11 protein-coding genes are annotated in these 21,320 nt (G+C 49.2%); 2 read left to right on the top strand and 9 right to left on the bottom strand.

The annotated features are described in order from the left end of the window. Positions 1-104 precede the first annotated feature (104 nt). The 9 genes from PREDE_RS09045 to PREDE_RS09000 form a co-directional block, all read right to left on the bottom strand. Entirely contained in the window at positions 105-1,598 is a 1,494-nt protein-coding gene (locus PREDE_RS09045) for an NAD-dependent epimerase/dehydratase family protein (RefSeq protein WP_005846706.1), read from the bottom strand. Beyond that, positions 1,598-3,850: a glycoside hydrolase family 3 N-terminal domain-containing protein gene (locus PREDE_RS09040; RefSeq protein ID WP_005846705.1), complete on the bottom strand. Its 2,253-nt coding sequence runs from the start codon at positions 3,848-3,850 to the stop codon at positions 1,598-1,600. Before PREDE_RS09040 ends, PREDE_RS09045 begins: the two co-directional genes overlap by 1 nt. 62 nt (positions 3,851-3,912) lie before the next feature. Next, positions 3,913-6,807, bottom strand: coding sequence for a glycosyl hydrolase (locus PREDE_RS09035; protein WP_005846704.1), 2,895 nt, complete (start codon positions 6,805-6,807; stop codon positions 3,913-3,915). A 105-nt stretch (positions 6,808-6,912) separates the two neighbouring features. Continuing rightward, positions 6,913-7,305: a hypothetical protein gene (locus tag PREDE_RS09030; protein WP_005846703.1), complete on the bottom strand. Its 393-nt coding sequence runs from the start codon at positions 7,303-7,305 to the stop codon at positions 6,913-6,915. A 31-nt stretch (positions 7,306-7,336) separates the two neighbouring features. Then, entirely contained in the window at positions 7,337-9,700 is a 2,364-nt protein-coding gene (locus tag PREDE_RS09025) for a porin family protein (protein WP_015310404.1), read from the bottom strand. A gap of 647 nt (positions 9,701-10,347) precedes the next feature. Continuing rightward, positions 10,348-11,499, bottom strand: a complete 1,152-nt coding sequence (locus PREDE_RS09015; RefSeq protein ID WP_005848072.1) for an IS110 family RNA-guided transposase — start codon at positions 11,497-11,499, stop codon at positions 10,348-10,350. 278 nt (positions 11,500-11,777) lie between these two features. Next, complete coding sequence (locus PREDE_RS09010) at positions 11,778-12,878, bottom strand: site-specific integrase (protein WP_005846701.1); 1,101 nt, start codon at positions 12,876-12,878, stop codon at positions 11,778-11,780. Between the two features lie 581 nt (positions 12,879-13,459). Then, complete coding sequence (locus PREDE_RS09005) at positions 13,460-13,738, bottom strand: hypothetical protein (RefSeq protein WP_005846695.1); 279 nt, start codon at positions 13,736-13,738, stop codon at positions 13,460-13,462. Between the two features lie 68 nt (positions 13,739-13,806). Beyond that, on the bottom strand, positions 13,807-14,835 hold the full coding sequence (locus tag PREDE_RS09000) for a helix-turn-helix transcriptional regulator (RefSeq protein WP_005846694.1): 1,029 nt from the start codon (positions 14,833-14,835) through the stop codon (positions 13,807-13,809). 325 nt (positions 14,836-15,160) lie between these two features. Here PREDE_RS09000 and PREDE_RS14280 point away from each other — a divergent pair, with 325 nt between their 5' ends. Continuing rightward, positions 15,161-20,872, top strand: coding sequence for a hypothetical protein (locus PREDE_RS14280; RefSeq protein WP_005846693.1), 5,712 nt, complete (start codon positions 15,161-15,163; stop codon positions 20,870-20,872). Positions 20,873-20,895: 23 nt separating this feature from the next. Beyond that, positions 20,896-21,075 (top strand): hypothetical protein, encoded by a 180-nt coding sequence (locus PREDE_RS08990; protein ID WP_005846692.1) that lies wholly within the window; start codon positions 20,896-20,898, stop codon positions 21,073-21,075. Positions 21,076-21,320: the final 245 nt, after the last annotated feature.

The raw sequence follows: 21,320 nt of genomic DNA, 5'->3' as shown, positions 1-21,320 counted from the left end.
TGCCGTGCCATATGGGTCATATTGCGCGGCAAAATGGCTGAAATTGCACGCTAATATGGCTGAGATTGCACGGTGAAATGGCTGATGTTGCATGGTCGTTCGGTTTAGGTTGCTGCGTAACTTTCATCTTTAAGGATGCGCTCGTCATAGACATGGTGTTCGGTTTTATCGTGATGTGGATACCAAACCTGTGCAAAGAAGGGATTAAGGCGAGCCTCGTCGTCATAGTTCCAAGGCATGGGAAGGGTCTTGGGACTCCAATGTCCGGCCAGCAGCACCAGTGCCGGGGAGGCTTCGAACACGTCTCCTTGGGCCGAACGCCATGTGAGTTTGGTAGCCATATCGCCCTTTGTCATGGTCTCGGAGAGACATTCTCCTCCGCGGAAGAGGGCAGCCTGACGCATGTCCTCAATGTCCAACTCGGCCTCGGGCTTGCTTTCATCATAGCCATGGTCAAGCAATTGCATCTCCATCGAAGGCTTTTCCAAGGCGAATTGCTCCCAACCCGGTATCTGTTGCCATGCTTCCCGGCTGCCGAAGAAGGCGTGAATGCGGTCTTCAACATTGTGTTTCAGCCAGAAAAGTGTGCTGAACGGCTTGTTGGCAACGGGCTTGAAAACCATGTTTTTAATGGCCCATGACGGCACAAAACGGGCAAATTTCGTGCTCATCGGGGCTTTTTCTTTCATCTCACTGATAAAGTCTGCGACGCTTCCCGTGCGAAAATGCAGGTAGACTTCCAGCTTATCGGAGTCTGAAAACCACTGTCCATGGAAGTTGCGTGTGGCAAACCAGCGCGGTTCGAACAGCTTTTCAATGCGTCCCATGCCCAAGGCTCCGAAGCACATGTTCATAAATTGCCAGTTCACCGTGCGGTATTCGGCTCCTCCACCTATATTATATACATGTCTCCAGAACGCTTCCGGTACATCGGGATCGCAGACATTGGCCAAGAGTCGGCCTGAATCTTCGGCCGTAACCCATTCAAATACGCCGTTGAGTGGCTCATGAAACATGATGGGGTCAAGGTTGTTGAGCATTTCGGGATAGAGAATTCCGGTCTGACGCATCGAGACCCAGTACTTAAGACCTGCTTCAATGACCTCGCGTTCGGCCAAAACTTTCGACAAGGCATAGAAGTCATAGACGCTGATTTTGATGGGGTCGCCTGCCCGTCCCCAATGAATGGGCGCATTACGGCCACCGGTTTCGGCCACGGTTCCGATATAAACGAGTTTGATGTTGTCGGGATCGGGCTGCGCCTTAATGGCTTTGATGATGTTTTTTACAGCTGTAACGTTCACTTCGAGCGTGCGTTCGGGGTGATAATCGGCCGCCGGAGAGACCAATCCTCCCACATGGAGCACGACATCTGCGCCATTGACGCATTTCAATACGTCGGCGTAGGCGGTGAGATCTCCGTAGACCACGCGCACACCTTCCAGCTGCTCATAAGGTGCAATGACCTTTCGGTCGTGCTCGGTGGGGAGCACGAGCAAGGTCAGGTTGTAGATATCGAGATGCCTGACGAGTTGTTTCAGGCCTTCATGTCCCATGTGTCCGGTGGCTCCGGTCAGGAAAATATTTTGCTTTTTCATTAGGGTTTGATGTTGATTTGACGGTTAAGCACGAACGAAGCACGCTGCATGATGTGCTCAGACGAATTGCCTATGTTGACGGTATAGCTTCCCTTGTCGGCCACCCAAGCTTGGTTTTGCTCAGAGAATGAGGCAAGGTCTTCGGGAAAGAGCGTGAATGAGAGCGTTTGAGCCTCTCCCGGACGGAGCAAACGCGTCTTGATGAAGCCCTTTAATTCCATTCGTGGCTTGTCAATCTTTATCACCGGGGCACTAAGATAAAGCTGCACGACCTCTTTTCCCGGCCTCTTTCCGGTATTCGTTACCGTGACCGTGGCCGTGAGTTTGTCCTTGAATGCGTTGCTGTTCAGCTTGAGCTGCTTCACGGCAAACGTGGTATAGCTCAGTCCATAACCGAAAGGATAGGCCGTAGGAACGCCCTTTGAGGTGTAATAACGATAGCCCACATAGATGCCTTCATTGTAGATTGTGCTGTCAGGATAGCTGATTGGCACGCCCGGGAAAGCCGTTGCGGAAGGCACATCGCTGTAGCGCACGGGGAAAGTCTGCGCAAGTTTGCCCGAAGGTGTCTTCTCTCCGGTCACGACAGAAGCCAATGCACGGCCTCCTTCCTGCCCGGGCAACCAAGCAACAAGAATGGCATCAGCTTGGTCGCGCCATGAAGTCACGTCGACAACACCATCGATGTTGAGCACGACGATGACTTTCTTGCCTTGCGCATGAAAGGCCTTTGCGGTGTTGGAGATGAGGTTTTGCTCTGCATCACTCAACAGATAGTCGGTCTCAACCTTGCGGTCTGCCCCCTCACCGGCATTGCGTCCGATGGTAATCAAGGCCGCTTCAGAGGACGATGCCATCTGTTTCAGCTCGCTTTCTGTCCATGTTTTCTCGGGCAGATTATCGATTTTCTGCAGTATGTTCGTGCGTTTTGGCAGCTTGGCTTTCTCATCTGAGATGTGTCGGACATAGGTATTGAAAAGCGTTTTTTCAATCTTATAGCCGGCAATTTCAAGGCCTTGGGCAACCGATATGGCGTAGGCTTTGGCCACTTCACCGCTTCCTGTGCCACCGATATAAGTGTCGAAAGCTGAATTTCCCAACAGGGTGAGACGACCTTTTGGCAAGGGTAGCGTTTGAGCATCGTTCTTCAACAGCACTATTCCCTCCTCGGCAACCTGCCGAGCCATGGCTGCATGCGCTTTCAGATTGGTGTGATTGGAATACTGGTAATGCTTGAAAGCAGGGCACTTGAGGATTAATTGCAGAATGCGTTCCACGTTCTTGTCGATGTCGGCCTCTGTAATCTGCCCGCTTTCCAATGCAGCCTTGATGCGTTTTGTCTCGGCTTTTCGCCCTGGCATGAGCAAATCATTACCTGCCTTGAGCTGGTTGGCATAGTTGCGTCCGGCAAACCAGTCGGTCGTCACCATGCCCTTAAAGCCCCACTGACTGCGCAACACATCGGTAAGCAGCCATGGATTCTCCGAACAGTAAGTGCCATTGATTTTGTTATAGGCACTCATGACCGTCCAAGGCAACGATTTTTTAACTGCAATTTCGAAGCCTCTCAAATAGATTTCACGGAGGACACGTTGCGAAATGACGGCATCGACAGAAGAACGGCTTGTCTCTTGATTGTTGACGGCAAAGTGTTTGAGGCTCGCGCCCACGCCGTTGCTCTGAATACCCTGAACAATGGCCGCTCCCATGATGCCCGACAGCAGCGGATCTTCGGAGAAGTATTCATAGTTTCGCCCACAAAGCGGGTTACGCTGGATATTAACACCAGGCGCCAACAGGATATCAACGCCGTAATCCCTCACTTCTTCGCCCATGGCTTCACCCATCTTGCGGGCAAGCTGTGGGTTCCATGTCGAGGCAACGATGGTACCTGTGGGGAATGCGGTGGTATAATAGCGTTGTGAATCGCTCGCACGCAGGGTGTCAATTCGCAATCCGGCCGGGCCATCGGCCATGACAATAGCGGGAATGCCCAGTCGGGGAATGGCAAAAGTGGTACCAGCTGCACCGGGAACCACACCACCTATGCTGCCGGCCACAGGGCCATTGGTGTTGGATACCAACATACCCGTGCCATGAATGAATTCTAATTTCTCTTCAATCGTCATTGCTTTGATGACGTCTTTAATGGGAGACTTGCCCAATTGGGGAAGATTGTCGGCTGATGCGCCCCGGAATGTCATTGCACAGAAGGCAACGAGTGCGAAGCGAAAGGTGGTTTTGATGTTCATATTTAATAAAGATAAGTTTTGATATGGAAAAGAATGTCATGTGTGATGTTGAGGAAATGGCCTCAAGGTTGCTCATAAAGCCGCACAGGACCAGCCAGTCCTTCGGCCGCAAGCCCTCCGTTCTTCTTCAACAGTTTGAAGAGTCGGTCGCCGTTGAGCCCACGTTTCACCAATGCATTGTAGAACGAAGGCTTGAGGGTCACTTGGAAAGTGTTTTCACCGCGGCGAAGATAAGGTGTAATGTCAAAAATATAAGGAGCATAAATGCGTTTACCTACCTCATGACCATTGATGGACAACGAGGCAACATGATACACCTGACCCAAGTCGAGGACGTAATGTTTCTTGCGATTGATGGGTAATTTCGTTGTCAATGTATAGATACAGGGACGCGCATTGTAGCATAACACACTGTCTGTGCGCCAATCACACAACGCATAGTCCGTACGTGTGTAGGCCGAAACGGCCCCCTGGGCAGACTCATTCCTATCCAAGCTATCGATATGAATGGTCCATCTCGGCAGCTCACAGACGAGTTTTGCTCGCTTGGGAGAGAAGTCTGCGGCGACTTTCGCCGTAGGATTTACGCTTGTTTCCATCTTCATCTGCTTGTCACTGCTTAACAGGAAGGCCGTAGAAAGTGGTGCAAAGGTATGATGCAGCGCCTGATTGGCATCTAATCTGGCCGGTGTCATGCTGCCATCTTCGGCATTCAGCCAATAAAAATGCTTGTGCGTTGTGTGGTTTCTGACTTCCAGTGTCTGCCATTGCTGGCTTTCGTTCCAATACATCTGCAGGATATTGCCATCTTCCTGAATGCGGCGTGTCTGTCGGAAACAGTCCGTCGGGGATTTACTTTCCAAAGGAACAGGCAACAAGGCAAGTCCTTCTGCACCATCTTTCACTGTGGGTTGGGTCGCCAGATTACGCATAGCCATGTACAAAGTACTGTCGGCTTTCTGCCAATCATGGTAAGAAGGCTGCTGTTTTGGCAATGCCCCGGCAGCGATGATGCGTGCTCCGGCGGCCGCCAAGCGAGGCAGTTGTAGTGCAGTTTCAAGTTGCATGTAAGGCAGATGATAGAGGATAAGCCCCTGATAGCGGTTGCCCCGAATAGCGATTGTGCTGTCAGAAGCCACCTGTGCGGCCTGCAATGACTCGTCATTCACCCAATCCCAAGTGATACCTCGGGCATTGAGTTTGTCAATAAGCGGCCATAATTGCTTCAACCATTTAGATTCGGTCTCAGAATTGAAAGGCCTGCTGTCATCCTTATCCAGTTCGGGCTCCGTTTCGGGAAGACAGCCCCCGATAAGCAGCTCTTTAGGGTTATAGGCATCTTCAGGGAACTTCAAGAAAGGATAGTAAATCAACACATCGGCCTGTGGTTTACCGCATCGAAGCAGGTATTGTGCACGTTGGGCATAGCTGTTGATGTCGCGGAAGTCGGCCCAAAAGGGATTCTGTTCACTGAAGAACGTCGAGAAGTTCACGCCTAACGAACTATTAAAAAACGGATACCAGCCTTCTTTGGGATAGCCATCGGGGAAGTAACTATAGGGGGTTCCGTGCCAGATGATTTGATTGACACCGCTTGTGAGCACTTTATCCACCGTGATCTTCAGCTTCTGAGGCGTGGTTAAGAAAACACGGTTAAAGAAAACGGCGGTCTCACAACTGATAATTGGGCGATTATAAAGATGAGCACCTGACGAAATGATTTTATAACCTGCTTCACAAGCCTTTGAAAAAATCATCGTTTCAGTCTCGGGAATGGAGACATTGCTGGTAGCTCCTATCATATCCATGCTGAGTCCATAGGTTTGCGTGCGGTGCAACATGCCCCGGCTTTCCAACCAACGTGTCGATCCTTTTAAAAGATGTTGTCGTAGCAAATCACTGAGGGTGAGATCGTAGTCATAGCGCAGCCGCCAATCGTTGTCATCGAAGGCAAACAGTGGTTGATTCCCGGGATGTGCCATTCGTTCATACATGTTGTTATAGCCATACCAAATGTTGGCAGGAAGAAAGGGCACGGGATTATAGCCGCGGTTCTTCTTGAATGTGTCGATAAAGTCATCGGCGAAGTGGCGATTGGCACGGAACTCGTAGCTGTCATTAAAGAGTGCACGGAGCGGATGGCCCATATAAGGTTCTAATCCGGTTCGTTTACCGAGGTAATGTTCATAGTTCTTGGCCACAACCGTACTGTCGAAATGGTTCATGGCAAAGCCTACATCGCGGCTTGCCATCAGCATTGGCTTCTCCATGTCGGCCATCTGCCAGAAAGCAAGCAGTTTATAACCTTGGTCTTTCACGGCAGTAACGACCTTTCCGTCTTTCACTTCCGCCGTAATATCTTTCACACTGTTTCTATCGAGCAGCAAGGTTGAATCGGCTTTTCCGGTTGTTTTGGCAATCACTACAGCCACAAGCCGGGCCGACGGACGGTCTCCTCGCTGCGCACGGGGGACGGATACGGGCATATAGTTGCCGGGAATGAGGTCTGCAATGCCCACTTCTAACGTCTGATTGTTCTCTTGTTCCGTGATATGCGCACCGCCGGCAGGCCACCCACTGCCATCGGTGAGATCCACAGTGAGCCCATATTGCTTTGCAGTTTGCATCACCACAGCAAGGTTCTTATAGTAGGCTGGTGTGTCATAGCTCATGATACGGTCGGCACGCCCCTTCCCTTTGCAGGGCATAACAAGAGACATGGGTTGTATTTCGACACCACCGAGATGCTGTTCGGCAAAGAGTCGGATTTCTCTTTCCAGTTCTTGCGGCGTAACATCATTGCCCGGCCACCACCAACGCGTGTAAGGAGCATACTCCAATGAAGGGTTTCGGAACGCCACTGAACTGAAACTCGTCGGGTGAAACCATGAATCGGCAGCCATAACAGAGGCTGACAGCAGGCCCGAAATGGTAAGAATGGAGAAAAACTTGTTCATATCAAAAGCATTAGACGATAATCTAAAGCTGCAGGTAACCCTATTTTAGTTACCTGCAGCTTTTGTGTTAACGAAATTAGGGATAGGAATAGGCCTGCCCAAACGTTATTTCTTTTCAACAAAAGGCTTGCCGGTAACATCAAACATGTCGTTCATGCTTCCCGTGACGGTCTCACCTTTATCCTTGTCAAGGTAAAGAGGCACATCAAAACCCTGTCCATTGAAGTTCACGGTCATGGTCTTTGGCTCGATAACCACCTTGGTAAGCGGTGATATTCCACTTCCGTCAGTACCTCCGATAGTCCCTTTATACTTGCCATCTGCGGTTTTTTCTACCACCAATAGCATCTTGGCATCACCCGTAGGGAGTCCTTCTACCAAGAGTTCCCACTTACCGAGGAAGAATTCTTCACCGGTCTTGTCTGCCTTACTCGCGGTCTGTGCGAACGCGCTCATGGTCATCATCATCACGAGCAGCATCAATACTACTTTTTTCATAGCTTCTTGTTGTTAGTTATTAATATTATTGTTAGAAATTAAAGCTTGCTGAGACCTCTACGCAACGTGGACGTATCTGCTCAGCCACGAAACCTTTGCCGATCATTTGGCTTTCATTGGTAATCTGTTCGCCACCAACAAGGGAGCCTTGTACGCCTTTTTGGTTCAGCAGATTGCGCACTTGGCCTTTCAAGCTGAGGTTACGGTTGACCTTCCAATCAACACCTAAGAACGTTTCCCACCAGCCCTTATAAGATATGGTGTTTGTCTTATTGCCGTATTGCTTGCCGAAATAGCGCGCACTGGCCCATACTCTCACGTCGCGGTTACACAGATAATAGCTGGGGTCAAGTTCTATGAGCACTTTTGATAAAGTGGGGATAATTTTGTCATCATAGCTGTAGCTTGCAGAACCATCTGGTGTAGAATAAGCATAGTTATTGTATTTGGGGTTCTGCAATGTGAGCAAGGCATGCATATTGAAGTTACCCACTGATGACATAATGTCTGTAGTCCACCCAAAGGTATTGATATCATAAGTGATGGGATAGATATTATATTGTCCACTCGTTGTGTATAAGTTTTCTGAGGTAACAATATTACTCTTCTTGATATATGTGAGTTTAGATACGAGATTGATATACTGTCCAATATTAAAGTAGAACCCGCCACCCGCATACATCACACTCTCAAAGTGATCGAATGATTTATTACGCAAAGGATAATTTGCATCCATAGGAGCACCAAATGAATTTTTCTCAGCATAATCCGTATAGGGTGAATAATAACGATTAAATGTAGCTTCTGCCATCAAGCCAAAAGGCTTTGTGATTTGTGCAAGAATATTTCCTGTTAAGACATAATTAATCTTTCCACTTGTCTTGTGCACAAAGTCTTCAATAGCATCGGGATGTGCTGTCTTGATAGCCCCATAATCGCTATAGTTCTTGTTTGGGTAAGGGAAAGCATGGCTTTTTCCTGTTTGCATTTCCAACCGAGCACTTACACCTCCACTGAAAATTCTGTTCAAGCGGAAGTCGTCTGCTAGATAAAGTGCCGTCTTACTGGTGAACGCACGCGAATAAGAACCAGTCCCACCAAGGCAGAAAGTCTGGTTAACTCCAGGATAAGCAGGAACGAAAGAAAGCAAACGTGGGTTGTTCTCCACTGTTTGCACGTAGGTGCCGGTCTGTTGCAGTATGGGAGCGTTGTAATACATATAGGTCAGGCCAAGACGCATGTTGTGTTGCCCGAAAGACTTGGTCAGTTCACCTTTCGACATGAACTGGTTGATGCCCACTTGGGGGTAGTATTGTGATGCAATCATCTGCACCGCACCTTCATAAGGTACAACCGAATTCGGCAGATAGAGCTTGGCTCCGCCGAAAGCATCATCGGCTTTATCATAGATATTCATGCTGATGGGATACTGCATCGTGAGGGCGACCTCGGAGTGCATGTACATCATCGACCACTTCAGCTTATAGTCTTCCCCAAAGCGATGGTTACCGTAGAGATAGAACGCGTGGCTTACGTTCCGAGACACTGAATCTGCACCCATTCTTGCCATTCGTTCTTTTCCCGTATAGAAATCAATGTAAGGGAACAAGCCGTTTCCAACGATGTAAGAGTCCCTTCCGGGGTCGAAACCGTTGAAACCTTCGGTCTTTCCATTGCCCAAATAGCGATACGGAGTGTATGAACCTGTGATGGGACGGGCCATGGCATACTTATAAAGCAAGCCCACCTGACCACGCTCATACTTCTTGTAAACACCGGCTTTGAAGCTTTCATAGCGGTCTTGCCAGTTGGCAAACTGAAGGTTATCGAATGATCCATGGTTGTAAATCTCGCTGGCCGAGAGCGAAATTCCCCAGCCCTTGCCTATCGGCGTACTGATGTTCAGGTCGTAAGCTGCATTGCCTTCGCTCGAGAAGTTCACGCCACCATAGCCGCGGAACTTGCGTCCGGGCTCGCGATCGGAGGAAGTTACGATGTAACCCACCTTACCATATTGCAGTGCGCCCTCTGAAAAAGACATCACTCCCATGGCTCCAAGCGAGGAATCATAGCGCCAACAGGTCGTAGGTATCTGTGTCCAGAAGGTATAAACCACGGGCAAGTCGTTCTCATTGATGAGAATGTCGCCCGAAAAAGGCAGACCAATGTTCAGCGTGCGTGGCGTGGAGCTGTCACCTGCGCCTAACATTACATTGCGTCCCTTCACCTCTTTTCCATTCACGTTGGAATTGTTAGTTACTACAGAATCTTTTTTCTCTAAAGAGAGACTCTTAACTCTTTCAGCATGGATATTCATTACACCAAGTAGTAGTGCACCCGTTAGTAGCAAGCTACCTTGCGAACATCTCATGTTTTTTCTTTTAACTTCAGACATCGTTTAAGTTTTTATTTTAATAATTAGGTGTTCAGTTATTTATCCATTGCAAATATAGACGAAGTTTCTAAAACGTACAAATTACGTTTTACATTCGTTTACATAATTATCAAGTGTGAAATTATATATAATATGTTGTAAATCAATGTTCTACGATTTTACGCATTAATGCGCCATTAACAAATCGCGCTTAAATATTAATGTTAATTTATTATTATTAATATTATTTCAAAACATTCTTTATTTTATGTCTTTCTGCACCGTTAATGAAGTTCGACCATTAAAGGAATTCAGACTTATCTTTTCTGAGATAGTCCCTGTGCCGGACTGATATGAGCACAAAACATTATTTCTATAAATAATATATAATATGCAAGGACAATCTCATCAAATCTTTGTATCTTTCCTCTATAAAACCGAAAATAAAAGCCCTTCCAGGTAACTCAAACACCCGGAGTTCGCCACCTCGTTCCATATTGGTTGCGTACAGGCCCGTCTCCAGGCCTGCATAAACGATAATGATACTTTCCTCTTCGAGCTCCGGGCTCACACTGGGTTCCATCGCCGGCCATGTCGTGGGTTAATTTGCAAAGCGAGGTCGCGTGCCATCACAAAGATAATAGCCTTTCCATGACCGGTATATCGTGTCATCCGTTTTCGTCGGAAGTCCCGATTCTGTTGTCGAAGTCCTTGTATTGGACGTTCCGGCTGAGTATGTGCCATGCGCAGACAAGCATCTTGCGCGCAATGGCGACCTGTACTTTCATCCTGTTCTTTCTGCGGACTTGTGTCTGATGATAGGAGAAGCGGTTGAAGAAACAGCCTTGGGTGCGGCTCGCGCCCCAGGCGCATTGGATGAGGGTGCGGCGCAGGTAGCGGTTGCCATGGGTGATGCAGCGTGACTTTATGGTCTTGTTCGACTGGTCGTTGCGTGGTCTCAGGCCACTCCATGAAGTAAGATGGTTTGCCGTCTGGAAATGGCCCATGTCCGTTCCGATTTCTGCAATCAGTGAGGTGGCGGCCCTCATCTTTATTCCCGGTATGGTCTGTAGGTTCTGCAATGCGGCGGAGTATTCCCTTTCACAGACGGCCTGCATCTTGTCCATGCATTCCTGCTTATGTTGCCCGGCCATGTCTATCTCGGCCTTGAGCTGGCGCAGGATGTCCATGTCGCATTCCGTGACGCATCCCGTGAGCGAGGAGATGATGGTGTCCTTCCCGTGGCGATTGATGATACGGCCGTGAATCTCCTCCACAAGCACCTTGGGGTCGGTCACGCCCTCGCAGATCCTGTCTATGACGGACTTGTAGCTCTTGCTGTCCGTGTTGGACACGTAGTTGCCCAGCCGGATGTTGCACCGCTGGACGACGGCGTCGAGCTTGGCGAGCTTTCGGACAATCTCATCGTCAAGGTCGTAGATGCGCCTGTCATACTGGCGCAGCTGCTGGATGCGCTCGGGCGGGACGAAGCTGCCACGGACAAGTTCCTTCATCATGCACTCCGCTATCCACCGGGCATCCTTGACATCGCTCTTGTGGCCGGGAAGCTGCCTGATGAAGTAGGGGTTGATGAGCTTCAGCTTGAAGTGCGGCTCAAGCACACGCCATACAGGAATCCAATAGACACTCGTGCTTTCCATGCCGGCCTCCTCTACGTGATGTGTGAGCATCAGATCACGCATTTCCTGTAACTGGCAGGTCAGAACACCGAAAACTTTCTCAATAATTTCGCCTGTGCTGCTCAAAATACAAAGATAAATGCTATCTTTGTGCACGTCAAGGCCGCATACGATTCTCATAAGCCTACATTTTGAGGATTATTAATACCTCTCAAAGATAATACAAATTGTGCCACGAGCATGTGTTTAGGACAAGGAAATCTATGCTGGCCTTGACACTTCTACCGGTACAAGGGAAGCCGTCAGGGAATTTATTTTTGGTTTTTTATTACCACTGGCTTATAAATCACGATTTTTATGTAAATTTGCAACAGACAAAGTGATTCTTTGAAATGGCAAAATAAGGTAGAGTATAGAAGTTTGCTGGTTTCCTTATCGCTACCATCCCTTATTGATAATCAAACTAATCTATTGGTTATTTGATATTTACGAATTTCTCTATGCTTTCCACAATGCCATGTAATATGCTTATCTATGCCCGCCCTCTTAGTCCAATGCCTTAGAGCTTTATTACTCGCTTCAATAGACGGTAAAGCAAAGATTAAATCGCTATCCTTTGCCTCCTCTGGCTTTTCTCCTATAATAGCAAGCAATGTATCGTTTAAGGGGATAGGCACACCGCTAACGCTACTATCGTGCTGCACCTTGCTTTGTCTGAATGTCATAAGGCGGTTGGAGTAATCTATGTTGCCATAAGTAAGGGTAGCCAAATCACAATGTCTTATACCCGTGAAACAGGTAAGGGCAAAAGCCCGCCTAATGGTCTCACTCTCCTTTGGGTAATGGGTGGCAAACAGCTGCTGCAATTCCTCACGGCTTAGAATATCCTTGCCTAATATATCGTTGGTGTTCATTACCTTTATCCTCAAACACGGGCTTTTCTTGATAACACCTTTTTCAACAGCATAATTAATAAGACGTTTGAACCGCTGCCAATATGTCCTAATGCCCTCTCCTGTGTGTACGTCCTCTATGTAGTGGGCAAAGCGTTCCATCATTTCACGGCTTAGGTTCTTAGGCTCTATCCTATTGCTAAATTCTGGGTGTGTCTCGCTAATAAAGTCTTGAAAGTTCTTTAATGCTCCCTGTAAAACGTGTTTATCGGCTACCCCGCTTTGCTCTATGAAGTTGGCAAAGTACACAAACAGGTTAATACCCTTCTGTTGTAGCCTGTAACCCTCCCTGTCATTTAGAAATTGTTGTCCCCGCTCTTGCTTAATCTTCTGGGCGAGTTCCAAAACGTCCTTGTTCTGTTGGCGTTCTGTCGGTGTCCTTGGGGTGCTCATCAAATATAGCTTCAAAAACTCCTTTTTCCTTGCCGTCTTGCCGTTATCGCTGTTGTAACCATAGTTATAAAGCAAATAGAGGCTGTGCCGTCCATCTGCCAACTCTTTATAACCTAACTTGGGGTTATCAGTCTTTGTGTTCCATGCTTTTGGCTTCATATTGCTATATTCTTTTGTTTTCTTTCTGTTGCAAATATAGCTAATTACTTTCATTTGGTACACTTCCCACTCTAAAATATTCCCTTTTCACAACCTTTTTAACTCTAATTAGACCGCTTGGGGTGCAAATCACGACAAGGCATCATCAAGAAATCCCATATTTACAGGATATTATAGATAATCAACGGGGTGCAAATAGGGTGCAAATTACAGCAAAATAAGTGCTTTTAAGTGAAAACATCAGAAAACAAGCAACAAAGGTTGATTATTCAGAAATATTTGATATTCAATGATTTAATAGCTTTTCTTTTCCTTTGTTTTCTCTTGTTTTGGGGTGCAAAAATCGGGTTGATTACCTACCCCCGCTACATTGAGAGTCAAGGAGTTGCAGCAATGCAACTCCTTTTTTATTTCTATCGGTGAGCTTTTGGTGAACTTTCCAATGAAAATTGTTATAATATGAATGCTTCTAAAATTTTGGACTTACCTGGGAGTTATCTATTACATCGGTTCTTCCCTGTTTATATCAAATGATCTTTCCAATTCTAATTCTGGCTGGGTGAGCAATATAGGCACCTCTTTCTTTTCTACCTCTGAAGGTTCTATGGAAGCATTCTTACCAAGAGGATAAAGTGTTAAGATGTGTTATAAACAAGATTTCTCTCAATCTCTGTGTCTACAAATTCGTATTTTAATTGTCCATTTAGTAAATATGAAAAAAGATGAAAATGGATGACTATAAGAATATAAGAACTTACCTGGACTTTCTTCAGTTGAAAGATCACAAATGTTGCCACGTATGAGTTGATGCTCTGTGAAAACTTATCCGCAGACATCTGCCCTGCCTTGATGGCAGCAAGGGCAAGTTCCCATGCACCGGTCATTTCGGCATTGGCAATCTTCTTGCCCTTCACAATCTATTACCCGATTTGTTATGGAAAGCGGATAATGGCATATATATGAACGTTTCCGGCGGAGGAACTTATCTTTTCCTTTCCCCCTTGTTCAAATATCCTTTTTCGATCAATAAATTTACGAGAAACTTTCGCAAGTCCTGGTCAGTGGGCACATTGAGCTTCTTGCGGATATGGTTGCGCGTCACGTTGATGTTGTTTTCCGTTTTGTTGAGCAGCAGGCAGATTTCCCGGCCTTTCTTGCCCTCAAGGATAAGACGGCACACGTCCGTTTCTGATTTAGTGAGACAAGGGAAGAGCTGGGCGAGGTCGCAGTCGTCCGCCAAGTGGTTCTTCAGGTGCAGACGCACGGCGTTGACGAGGTTGAGCTGCGAAACGGGCGTGAGCATGGCGAAGAGACGGTCCACGTCGTCAGCCGACGGATTGCGGTGGCTGCTCATCCGCAGATAACCCTCTATCTCCTGCGCGTTGAGCCTCACGGCCCTCAACAGTGCTGTCCTGCCGTATTGCAGGCTGGCATTCTCTTTCGACACGCTCATCACGTTGCGCCGCAACAGTTCGCCCAGCACACAGAGGAAATACTGCACGAAGAGGAAGAAGCTGAACAGCCGCCAAAGCGAAGGCTCTTGAAGAAAGATGGCCACACAACCGTAGCTGATCATACTGATGGTGGAGACGATAAAGGGGGTAAGCCGGACAAAGCCCATCACAAGGAAGAAGATAGCCAGCAATGACACTATCTGATTGACGAGGATGAGTTGCAGAAAATGGTCGGGACGGACGCTGGAGAAATAAAAGAAGCGCACGGCGATGGCACACTGTGCCACGAGTGCCGTGAGTGAAAAAGCCTGGGAAAGCGTCAGCCGCCGCGTGAGATAGAGCGACAGCGAAAGGAGGCACACCGCAAGGTGTATGGCGCTCATGGAAAGCGGAAGCCGGTCGTGCGAACCGCCCAACCCCATGAACTGCAGCAATATGATGGTCACAACGAGAACCGAGTGCAGCAAATACACGGTGACGCGGTGCTGCTCGACGGTGTTTCCGGCGCGCGACTGCAGAAATGCCGAAACCTTTTCAGTGAGATAACGAGTGCTCATGTTTGTCGTTTTTACTTTTTATGACGGATGCAAAGATACGTTTTTACTTTCTCTTTTCCAAGCTTTCATTAAGTGTTTTTAAGGGGATATTAAGGTTTTTAAGGTATAATGATATAACTAAAATGGTCTTTCTCTTATAAATTTTAAAAATCACAATTCTCTTTTTCTTATTTTTGCATGGCCTTTTGCTGTTTTCGCACAAATGTTTCTTGCGGAATTGCTCGGAAAAGAACCATCCGGCATGCGAAATTCAGTCGGCAGGAATGTGACGTGAGAAAACAAGAAGATAAAAATATTTTAATTTCAATTTTAGATATTCAGTAAAATGAAAATGAAAACAAAGACAACAAACATCATCCAAAGGCTATGCCTCTTCCTGTTCGTCCTGGTGCTGGCGGCGCCGGCGTGGGCAACAGATTATGGGCGTGAGGGCTATGAGACATTCCGCTCACGCGAGTTAGGCAAGCACCAGAAGGTAACGACACTCCGAAAAGGGAAGGTGGAAGTCTGGTTTAGCAATTGCCATACCACCGGCGGAACGGGCAACAGTGCCATCTATGAACTGGCAAAGGGTTCCCGCATCAACGTAGAGGTTGACGACGGCTATGCCATCCGCTGGATCATCCTGCGCGATACGGAGGGTGGAGAAGACTATGACGAATCCAATGGCATCAAGCGCATCAGCAGCGTTACATCGGGCTACGACTATTACTTCGAGAGGAATGCCATCTCGAACTCGGGGATAAGCGGAGCCAATCAGAATAATCTCAACGACGACGACAACAATATCGTCGTCTACAATTATGATGCCTCGGCAAGAAGTGTCAACATCTACACCCACAACAATTCCCGTTGGGGACAGTTCAAGGTGCGCGACATCATTGTGGGTTACGTCAAGGTACCCAAGGTGAGATTCGAAAAAGACAGCTATGACGTATACACCGTATCGAATTCGTTTATGGCCAACCTCGACAAGGGTGAGTACGACGGCAATATAGAGTACTATGTGGACAACAATGAAATTGCGGATGTCAACAATGACGGAAGTCTAAAGTTAAAGCGCCCCGGAACGGTAGGCCTCACCGCCATTTTCCCCAGCAATGAAAAGTTTGCCAAAGCGCAGTGCGGCACGACGATCAACGTGAAGCGCGACCGAGTAACCTTCAACTACCAGGTACCGCGGCCTAAGGTGTTGTATTACCAGGGTGATGGATACGCCAACGCAATCTATAACTTATATGATTATTCGGACTTTACGACGGAAAGTGGTATACCTTACAACAGGGGTAATGACGGGTTTAACGTCGAATGCACTAATTCCGACGTGCTGTCGATTGAGAAAACGATAGGAAGATGCTTCTTTGAACGTACCGCTGGCACTGTAACCGTTACCATGAATCAGCGGGAGAACAACCTTTACGCGGAGTCTTCTCTTAGGCAAACATTCACAGTAATACGCACGGACAAGGGGGCTAATACCATGCTCATCAAAGACCTCAACGAATGGAAGGTATTCGCTCATCTGGTCAACGACGAGGGCGTGACTAATCTCAATGCCCGTCTCGAAGCCGACATCGACCTCGGCTCGGACATCACGATGGTGGGAACTTACGATCATAAGTATTCCGGTACGTTCGACGGGCAGAACCATACGCTGACGCTCAACTGGGATAGTGGCGCGACCTCCGACATAGCCCCCTTCAAGAAAGTGGATGGCGCCACCATCAAGAACCTGCGCACCCAAGGGACGATCAAGTCGAGCAGTTACTATTTGTCAGGATTGATTGATGAAGCGTATGGCAAAACCAGCGTCTCCAACTGCGTCAGCAATGTGAACATCACGAGCAGCTATACCAACGACAGATGCGGAGCAGCAGGCATGATTTCCTATATAGGCAGCAGTGGCAATATTACTATCACCGACTGCCTTGTCAAGGGCAGTATCAATGCCAGCGGTGCAGGCAGAAGAGGCATGGGCGGATTCGTATATAGCCAGAACGGCACCTGCACGCTGACCAACTGCCTCTACGCCGGCACGAACAATGTGGAAAACAACGGAGAAAGAACCAATACCTTTGCTTATAACGCCACGACGGACAACTGCCACTACCTCAACCCCTGCGGCAAGGCACAGGGCACGAAGGTAACCACAGACCAGCTCAAGAACGGCGAGGTGGCTTATCAGTTGCAAAAGAGCAGAAACGAGCAGGTGTGGGGACAAACCATCGGCACGAACAACGAGCCGCAGCTCATCGCCTTCGACAACTCGGCAAAGAAAGTATATCAGGTGAACTTCACCTACAAGGACCAGGTGAAAGCCACCCGCTATGCCAACAGCGGCAAGACCGTCAGCCTGCCCACCACGAGAGACATCGTGGGCAGCAGCTACAACGAGCACCATTATTACACCATCGCCTTTACCGACAACTTCAACGAAAACACCACCGTCACGGGCGACAAGCAGGTGACTGTCAGCATCACCGAAAAGGATGCTTACGAAATCGGGTCGGCAGACGAATGGAATACATTCAGCAACCTCGTGATCAAGGGCGAGAACGGACTTGACGCCAAACTGACCGCCGACATCGACCTCGGCGTCTACTTCAAAATGGTGGGCGATTACTACCACCCTTACTTCGGCACGTTCGACGGGCAAGGGCACACGCTCACGATGAACTGGGACAGCGGCAATGATCAAAAGGTAGGTGTTTTTAATTACGTGAAAGACTGCACCATAAAAAATCTGCGCCTCGAGGGAAAGATTACGGCGAATGCTGACGAGGTGGGCGGATTGATTTATTCGGCGAAGGGCAATTCCACCATTTCGGGATGCGTCAGTAATCTGCAAATCACGAACAAATATAAAGACGGCAGAATGTCAGGCTTGATTTCCGTAGTCTTCGATCCTGCCAACGTTACCATTAACGACTGTATCGTAAAGGGCGACATGAAAAGCATGAATAGGGAAGGAAATAAAGACATCGTTGGGTTTGTAAAAAGACAGTATGACAAATGCACGCTCAACAACTGCCTCTACATCGGCACCAACAACGCCGACAGTCAATGGGCGCGTACCTTTTGCAATAACGCCAACCTCAATAACTGCTACTATCTGAACCCTTGCGGCACGGCGCAAGGCACGCAGATTACCGAAGAGCAACTGAAAAACGGCGAGGTGGCGCATCTGCTGCAGAACGGCAGGGACACGCAGTTCTGGGGACAGAAGCTCGGCACCGACAACGAGCCGATGCCCACCACCGACGAGGCGAAACATATATATAAGGTGGACTTCGCCTACAACAACGAGGTGAAGGCCACGCGCTACGCCACCCGCAACAACGCCATCTACGGCGACATGCCCACCTTTACCGCGCAGGGCCTCATGGGCAGCGACTACAACGAGCACCATTATTACACCCTCGCCTTTGCCGAAGGCTTCAACGGCTCAACCACCGTCGACGCCGACCGCACCGTGGCCATCAACCTCACCGAAAAGGACTACTACGAAATCGCCTCGAAGGACAACTGGATAGAGTTCAGCAACATCGTCTACGACGGACAGAACGCCGTCGACGCCAAGATGACGGCGGACGTCGACCTCGGAGGGGACTTCAAAACGATAGGTGGCGTTCACAAGTATTCCGGCACGTTCGACGGACAGGGACATACGCTCACGGTCAACTGGGCTGCTGACAATGCAGGCCTAAAAGCCCCCTTCGGCTATGTGGATGGCGCCACCATCAAGAACCTGCGCACCAAAGGGAAGATTCAGGGCAATTACGGATTGGCCGGATTGATTTACTCCGTCTATGGCAATACCACCGTCTCGGACTGCGTCAGCGAGGTGGATATCAAGGGAGCACACGGCTTGGCAGGCATGATTTATAGGGTGAACAGCAATGCAAAGGTTACTATGACCGACTGCGTCGTCAAGGGCGACCTCACCGCCACGACAGAGGATGGCAAGAAACAGATGGTAGGCTTTATATATGATATTTATGGGGGCAATACCCTGACCAACTGCCTCTACATCGGCACGAACAACGCCACCGCCGGCAACACCTTCGCCTTTGGTGCCAACGCCACCAACTGCTACTACCTCAACGCCTGCGGCAGGGTGCAAGGCACGCAGGTAACCGAGGAGCAATTGAAGAATGGTGCGGTGGCTTATAAGTTGCAGAACGGCAGAGACACGCAGTTCTGGGGACAGACGCTCGGCACCGACAACGAGCCGCGGCTCATCGCCTTCGACAACTCGGCAAAGAAAGTATATCAGGTGGCATTCACCTACAACAACGAGGTGCGCGCCACGCGCTACGCCAACAGCGGCAAGACCGTCAGCCTGCCCACCATAAAAGACTTCATGGGCACGGGCTATAACCCGCACCATTATTACACCATCGCCTTTGCCGGCGGCTTCAACGGCTCAACCACCGTCGACGCCGACCGCACCGTGACCGTAACCCTCACCGAAAAAGACTGCTACGACATCGCCTCGAAGGAAGACTGGAGGGCGTTCCGCGAACTTGTGAACGAAGGACAGACCGCCGTCGATGCCAAGCTGACGCAGGATGTCAACCTCGGCGAGGAAATCCTGATGCTGGGCTATTATTTGCCCAACGTTTACTCCGGCACGTTCGACGGACAGGGACACACGCTCTCTTTCTCCTGGGATGCCGGCTCCAGAAACGAGATAGCCCCCTTCAAGAATGTGAAGGACGCCACCATCCGCAACCTGCGCACCCAAGGGAAGATTACGTCAAGCAGTTACGATAGCCAGTTATCCGGATTGATTAATTATGCTTATGGCAACACCACCATTTCGGGCTGTGTCAGCGAGGTGGACCTCAAGGGGAGAATCTCATTGGCAGGCATACTTCAATGGCCGGATGACACTGCCCATATCACCATTAACGACTGCTTAGTCAAGGGAAACTTCCACGCCACGTCCGACCTGAATGGCGGTACAAGTAGAACTATATCCGGATTTATAGCTCATAGGCACAAAGATGCCGCCTGCACGCTGAACAACTGCCTCTACCTCGGCACGAGCAACGCCCTCGACCACGACAAAACTAGCCACACCTTCAGCTCGGATTTTGAGCTGAACGAGGGCACCGGCTTTACGCGCATCAACAACTGTTACTACCTGAACGCCTGCGGCGAGGTACAGGGCGACAGGGTAACCGCCGAGCAACTCAAGAGCGGCGAAGTGGCGAAGCTGCTGCAAGCCGACCGTACCGACCAGTGCTACTGGGCGCAGCCGTTGGGCGAGGAGCCGAGCCCCTACCGCGAGACCGGCAAGGCAGAGGCGAACTACGTATATTATAATAAGGAGAACAACAGCTGGGTGTGCGACGACTTCCGCCTCACCGACGGCACGGCAATGCCCATCGGGCTCGACTTCACTGCCGCCACCGTTACCTACGAGCGCAACTTCAATGGCGCGCAGAAAGCCACCCTTTGCCTGCCCTACGAGTTGTCTGTACAAGGTTTCAAGGCTTACACCATCTCGGGCGGCAATGGCAGCGCAGTCTATTTCGCGGAAGCGAAGGATAAGCTCGAAGCCTATAAGCCTTACCTGATTACTGTCGACGGTGTGCCACAGCTCGGTGGTGAGAACATAGAGGTGAAAGCCTTCAATGACGATAAGCTGACGACCCCGGCCGGCAAGTACAAATTCGTGGGCACGGTAACCGGCGTGGACAACGCCACGGCAGCAGCCGCCAACGCTTACATCCTCCAGGATGACGGCAAGTTCCATAAGGTAACGACCGACAACCCCGCCGCTACGGTTCCCGCTTATCGCGCTTATGTCACTTGTCCGAAGGGCGCGGGCGCCAAGCAGCTCTCCATCGTCATCGACGGCGAGACCACCGGCATCGGTGGCGCTACGAACGACGCGAGGGGCAGAGCCGACGGTCCGGTGTATGACCTGCAAGGCCGACGCGTGGCCGACCGCCTCGACGCCGCCGCACGCCACCGACTGCCCGCAGGCGTGTACATCGTAGGCGGACGCAAGGTGATTCTGAAATAAATAAGAAATAAAAAACAAGAATAATGAAAAAGTATATAAAACCAGCCATCAAAGTCTCTATTATCGAATTGGAAAACCATATCCTCGCCGGTTCCACCAGCGTGGGGATTGACGATGACCCCGCTACCGGACCCGCCTGCTCCAAACAGCAGGATTTCCTCGATGAAGAGGAAAGTTCTTCATCTTCGATATGGGACAATTAAAGCAAGTTCCGCTCATTTTTATCGGGAGTGCATCCACCAACGAGGAGATGCACTCCCGAAAATAAAAGACTTTATCAGCAAAGTGAAAATGACAAATGACGACAGTCTTGCCCAACCCTGGGTAAATGTCCCGACAAATGACGGCAAGCCCAAGAACAACTACATCGTGAACGGATGTAAGGTAGTCGTAAAATAGATGATTTGTGGAAAAGCCACTCTACTTTGCCCCTTTTGGCCAAGTAGAA

The sequence above is a fragment of the Prevotella dentalis DSM 3688 genome, assembly GCF_000242335.1.
Classification (GTDB): Bacteria; Bacteroidota; Bacteroidia; order Bacteroidales; family Bacteroidaceae; genus Prevotella; species Prevotella seregens.
Note: the sequence above shows the minus strand (reverse complement) of the source record. Positions and strands in the feature narration are given on the sequence as shown.